The 5,386-nt window shown below is 46.9% G+C and carries 7 protein-coding genes; 4 read left to right on the top strand and 3 right to left on the bottom strand.

Annotated elements, in window-relative coordinates:
• Positions 1-217 precede the first annotated feature (217 nt).
• Positions 218-1,888, bottom strand: coding sequence for a fused response regulator/phosphatase (locus tag A3751_RS09175; protein WP_068454739.1), 1,671 nt, complete (start codon positions 1,886-1,888; stop codon positions 218-220).
• On the bottom strand, positions 1,885-2,721 hold the full coding sequence (locus A3751_RS09170) for a PHP domain-containing protein (RefSeq protein WP_197466252.1): 837 nt from the start codon (positions 2,719-2,721) through the stop codon (positions 1,885-1,887). Before A3751_RS09170 ends, A3751_RS09175 begins: the two co-directional genes overlap by 4 nt.
• A gap of 105 nt (positions 2,722-2,826) precedes the next feature.
• Here A3751_RS09170 and A3751_RS09165 point away from each other — a divergent pair, with 105 nt between their 5' ends.
• From A3751_RS09165 to A3751_RS09150, 4 genes are all read left to right on the top strand, one after another.
• Positions 2,827-3,525, top strand: coding sequence for a VC0807 family protein (locus A3751_RS09165; protein ID WP_068454733.1), 699 nt, complete (start codon positions 2,827-2,829; stop codon positions 3,523-3,525).
• Positions 3,526-3,533: 8 nt separating this feature from the next.
• Positions 3,534-3,833: a YciI family protein gene (locus A3751_RS09160; RefSeq protein WP_068454731.1), complete on the top strand. Its 300-nt coding sequence runs from the start codon at positions 3,534-3,536 to the stop codon at positions 3,831-3,833.
• Positions 3,834-3,871: 38 nt separating this feature from the next.
• Positions 3,872-4,540 carry a TIGR04211 family SH3 domain-containing protein gene (locus A3751_RS09155; protein WP_068454728.1) on the top strand — a complete coding sequence of 223 codons (669 nt, stop codon included), beginning with the start codon at positions 3,872-3,874 and terminating at the stop codon, positions 4,538-4,540.
• Between the two features lie 154 nt (positions 4,541-4,694).
• Positions 4,695-5,015 (top strand): PilZ domain-containing protein, encoded by a 321-nt coding sequence (locus tag A3751_RS09150; RefSeq protein ID WP_068454725.1) that lies wholly within the window; start codon positions 4,695-4,697, stop codon positions 5,013-5,015.
• 28 nt (positions 5,016-5,043) lie between these two features.
• Here the strand turns inward: A3751_RS09150 and rraA are convergent.
• A partial coding sequence (rraA, locus tag A3751_RS09145) for a ribonuclease E activity regulator RraA (RefSeq protein ID WP_068454722.1) occupies positions 5,044-5,386 on the bottom strand: 343 nt, incomplete at its 5' end.

The raw sequence follows: 5,386 nt of genomic DNA, 5'->3' as shown, positions 1-5,386 counted from the left end.
TCAGTAAAGATGAAGAAGTGTCCGCAGAGCTGCTACTACCTTATATGGCACTTTCGGGACTATTCGATAACGAAGACTTTGCCCCCATCATCAACAACAAGAAACTGATGCAACAATTCGAAACCGTTATCTCTGAGCAATTGACTGACGTTTTCTTATTCTTCAACAGCTAACACGCACACGCTATGACCGTCGCATGACAGCGCCCTGACAGAGCTTAGTTGAGCTTAATATGAACGGTCACTTCATTACCTGCATCGTTATAGCTGACCGAGGAACAAAGCGATTCAACAAGCGCAATCCCTCGGCCATACGAACGCTCATCTTGACCGAGCAGTTTGCTCGGCGAGTTTGAATCGTGCGCAAAACCTTTACCGCTGTCAGAAATGGTTAAGCCGAGCAAATCTGGATACCTTAGCGGATCAAAAAAGAGCGTGATCTCAACACGTGCGGAGATTAGCTTCTCTAAGCGCTCTTCACGAAAGGAATAGTACTTAGCAAACCCGTCCGCCCCTCGCTTTAGCTTGGAGTCGAGCCCCAAAACCCCATGCTCTAGCGCATTAGAATAAAGCTCAGTTACGACTGTTGAAATCCGCTCTTGATAAACAGAAAACTCTAAACGCTCTGGTAATAACTTTAATATCTCTCCGACTGGATCTTCTAACTCTCGCAACGCCGCAGCCTCAAGTTGAACGGAGGTCGTCCAAGGAACAGCTACCTTAGATTCGGTTGCAGCAGAATGTGTCGGGGATGATGGTTTAGCAAGCACTTCTACCAGAGACACATCATCTTCTTGGGGTCTTGCACCTGCAAAATCTGCATACTGTCGGAGCAGCTCCTCAAACGCATCTGCGTGATGCTTATTAACTAAATTCTCAACAGTATCTAGTCCAAACATGACACCCTTTGCATTTACAGACTCGGGAATACCGTCCGTCATCATCAACAGAGAATCCCCTTCTTCCGCAGAGATACTCTCCATAGATGGATCAAAGGCGCTGTCATCCAATACGCCCAAAGGTAGATGTCGAGAAGAAACGAGATCAACCTGCTTTTTCGCGCTTTGGAGATGAAAGCAAAGAGGTAAACCTCCCGACCAAATCCTCATTTTGCTACCTGACGCATCAAGCTCAAGCAACAAGGCTGCGCAAAACATCGATCGCGGCAAAAATGCGCGGAGCGAGCGATTCATCTCTCGAATAATTGATGTGGAAGACTTCCCTTTGCGGGTCATGGTAAAGAACACTTGGGACAGAGGGATCGTTCCAATTGCTGCCGCCAAACCATGCCCGGTAATGTCTCCTAAAAAGACATACAGACCACCAAGAGGCTTCTCAGCAGATAGAAGAATATCGCCATTGAACGTTGACTGGCCCACTAAATAGCTGCGGATGCTATCGCTATGCCGAAGGTTCTTCGCTAACGCATGAGAGAGAACGTGGTTTCCTGTCTCATGCTCGCTTTGGAGAGTAGAATGCAAGCGCTCCATCTCAAGACTTTTCTGAATTAACTCGTCTGTAAGCCTTTGAGTTCGAAGATGTGCATTAATTTTCGATTGAAGCAAAGTGGTATTTACAGGCTTTTGCAAAAAGTCATCGCCACCACATTCAAGGCACTTTAGAAGTGACTCCTCATCGGTTTTCGCCGTCAGAAAAATGATCGGGACATGCCTTTCACCAATAAGTTTCTTCAACTCGATGGTAGCCTGATAGCCATCCATCACAGGCATCATCACATCCATCATTACAAGGTCCGGCTCGCTAAGCGTATATTGCTCTATTGCCTGCTCTCCGTTCTCGGCCTCGATACAGCAATACCCCATCTCTTCTAGCGCGGCGATTAACACCAAACGGTTGATCACCTGATCATCAACCACCAACGCTTTCACGCCCACAGCTCCCAAACTGGCTTAACAGAATCTGGCAGAACCTGGATACGTCCCAACTCAGCCCAAGACCACTTTGGAGAATGGAAATCACTGCCAACAGAGCCATGCAAACCAAACCGCTGGCACATATCACCGAGCATTCCGACCTCTCCTGGCTTTTGACCAGAAACAACCACCTCCATTCCATGTCCTCCAAATGACTGGAAATCAGAAATCAATTCTCGGAGCTTGGTTAAGCTAAAATCATACTTGCGAGGATGCGCTATAACGGCCGTAGCATTGGCTTCGGAGATCCAAGACATTGCGGTTTCAAGAGAAGGCCAAATACTTTTCACATCACCTGCTTTTCCTGAACCAAGGTAGAGCTTAAACGCCTCTCCCATCGAACTAACAAGCTCCATGTCCAAAAGAGCCTGTGCAAAATGTGGTCGCCCGGGGATTCCCTCAAAGCTTAGCGCCGTCGCTGCCTCAAGAGTTGGCGGCAAGCCTTTCTTCTGCAATCGTTGACATATTTCTCGGGCGCGACTCAAGCGCAAATCACTCTGATGTTTCTGCACTCTTTTCATGACAGGGCAGTCAAGTGCAAAGTTGTAAGCAAGAATGTGTACCCCAGCTTTGTTCCAAAGACAGGAAATTTCGATCCCAGGAATAAGCTCCATACCCAATTCCTCGGCCTTTCGTGTTGCTTCAGCCAAGCCGGCAATGGTGTCATGATCGGTAAGCGAAAGTCGCTCAACACCTTTACCGTGAGCGCGTTCGACGACATCTGATGGGCTTAAGTCGCCATCAGACATATAACTATGGCAATGCAGGTCAATATTTGAAAATCTCACACTAAAATTCTCGGTCGTAACATCGTATAATCCTGCTCCATTATGATAAGTGAGTGCGTGAACACTCGTTCGTCTTTACGCTTTGCCATTAAAATTGGAAACCAAATGTCGGAAGCTTCCCAAAAAGCGCAGTCAGGAAACTTGTTTCTTGAACTCATTCTATGCGTAATTTTGCCCACGCTCGTTCTGAAATATCTCAGCCCTGAAGACCAGCTGGGCCCCGTCTACGGATTGATCCTTGGTCTTTCCCTGCCTCTGGGCTACGGCGTTTATCAGTTCATAAAGGAAAAGAAGTTTGGCTTCATTCCAGCCCTTGGCTTCATCAGCATATTGCTGACAAGTAGCATAGGTCTCCTTGAGCTAGACAGCAAATACATCGCCATTAAAGAGGCGGCCATTCCGCTCATCATTGGTGTCGGCACGATATTCTCTCTAAGAACCCCCTATCCTTTAGTTAAAACATTCATTTACAACGATAAGATTCTGCAAATTGACAAAGTGAATGCCGCTTTGGAAGAGCACAAATCTGAAGCGCGTTTTGAAGAGGCCCTGCAAACAGCGACCTACATTTTAGCTGGGTCCTTTTTGCTCTCTGCCATCCTAAACTATGTCTTAGCGAAAGTGATCGTGACCAGTCCAAGCGGAACAGCAGAGTTTAACGATCAGCTAGGTACGATGAACCTGTTGAGTTACCCAGTTATTACTATTCCTTGCGTCATCGTAATGATCATCGCGATGATGTACCTATTTAAGAAAATAAAATCGCTTACCGGCTTAGAGCTGGAAGATATCGTCCACAATTGAGAGACTCTATGTACTACGCAATCATATCTACGGATGTCGAAAACAGTTTGGAAAAGCGCAAATCGGCACGGCCCGATCACTTGGCTCGCCTTGAAGTGCTTAAATCAGAAGGGCGTTTACTGATTGCTGGCCCCCATCCAGCTCTAGATAATGAAGATCCGGGCGAGGCAGGCTTTACAGGCAGCTTAGTTGTTGCTGAATTTGACTCTCTTGAAGAGGCGAGCGCATGGGCAGATCAAGATCCTTACATCGCTGCAGGCGTTTACGCTAACGTGATCGTTAAGCCATTTAAAAAAGTACTCCCTTAAAAGCTCACGCTACAGAATTCATACAGGACTTACGCGTCATGAAAAAAATCGCTTTATCATTCATTACCACGATGTTGCTAGCTAGCAGCGTGCTTGCTGAAACAATGTACGTTGACGACACGTTATTGGTACCGCTTCGCAGTGGTGAAGGTACCGGCTTTCGCATCGTGCACAAGGGGCTACCAAGCGGCACAGCACTAGAGATTATCGAAAAGAATACCGAGTCCGGCTACTCATTTGTAAAAACAGCTTCCGGTATTGAGGGGTACTTACCAACGCGCTACCTGTCGCAAGAACCCATCGCTCGCGACAAGCTTGCACGTGCTGAAAAAACACTCGCGACGTTGCGGGCTCAAAACAAAGAACTGTCAGACAAGCTAAGTACGCTGCAAAGCAATTATGAAGAGCTTGAGGGACAGCATTCCAAGGCAAGCAAGTCTCTAAGCGCGAATACCGATGAACTGGCAAGAGTCAAAGCCGTCTCCGCCGATGCTCTTAATCTCGACAGAAGCAATCGTGAATTACGAAACAGTAACGAAGAGCTTCGCAATCAGTTAGAACTACTCGAAGTAGAAAATTCGCGACTAAAAGACAAATCTGAATCCAATATGATGCTGATTGGCGGCGCACTGGTCCTTCTAGGCGTGATTCTGGCGCTCATCATCCCTTTACTCAAACCTACTAAGAAAAACGATAGCTGGGCTTAAAACTCAGCATTAATTTGTAAAATATCGTGGCACGGTGAGACGCAGTAGACACTCCCGTGCCCTACCATCTTTTAATCCACCTTTCATCCTAAATCTTGGCGTATTCTTATTCTGTCTGCTAGATATACAGTGAAAATAAGAGAGGTCAAGCAATATGACTTACGCACAAGAAAGCATTCCTCAACGCGATCATTCGGAGAAGCGAAGCTTCCACCGTATGACACTGAATACAGAAATTGAAATAACCATGACAGAGAGCGGCAAACGTTACCCTGCGTTCTGCTTAAATCTCAGCGGTACAGGCTTGATGTTTCGGGTAAAAGAACAGTTACCTGAAGGAGAGACATGTCGAACCTTAATAAAGTCAGGTACAGACCATACTCAGGATTTAAAAGCGACCCTTAGAATAGTGCGCTGCGCCAGTAATGGTCCGGATGGCTATGTGGTGGGGGCAGAAATCGTCGAGTTTAACTAAGTTCAAACTCGACGATACGGAATTCAGTCTATGGCATTTCCAAAGCTTGTGGCGAAACGATAACGCCATTGTTGTCGGCATAAACATAATGGCCCGGTTTAAACACCACACCGCCAAATTTCACCTCGACATTTAAATCACCCAAACCACGTTTTTCAGTCTTTCGCGGATTACACGCCAACGCTTGCACACCTAATTGCGTTTGACGAATCACATCAACATCACGAATGCAGCCATAAATAATAAGTCCGGCCCAGCCATTGGATGCCGCCTTCTCAGCGAGCATATCACCCAACAAGGCATTTCGCTTAGAGCCACCGCCATCAACGACCATCACCCGACCTTCGCCCGGCAAGCCGACCTGCTCTTTG

It is taken from the genome of Oleiphilus sp. HI0080 (genome assembly GCF_001635135.1).
The sequence above is the reverse complement of the archived record's forward strand: the minus strand, read 5'-3'. Positions and strand labels throughout refer to the sequence as shown.

What these genes read in the sequence shown, in the direction of transcription:
- A3751_RS09165 (WP_068454733.1), top strand. Translation starts at nt 2,827, where the DNA reads ATGTCGGAAGCTTCCCAAAAAGCGCAGTCAGGAAACTTGTTTCTTGAA.
- A3751_RS09160 (WP_068454731.1), top strand. Translation starts at nt 3,534, where the DNA reads ATGTACTACGCAATCATATCTACGGATGTCGAAAACAGTTTGGAAAAG.
- A3751_RS09155 (WP_068454728.1), top strand. Translation starts at nt 3,872, where the DNA reads ATGAAAAAAATCGCTTTATCATTCATTACCACGATGTTGCTAGCTAGC.
- A3751_RS09150 (WP_068454725.1), top strand. Translation starts at nt 4,695, where the DNA reads ATGACTTACGCACAAGAAAGCATTCCTCAACGCGATCATTCGGAGAAG.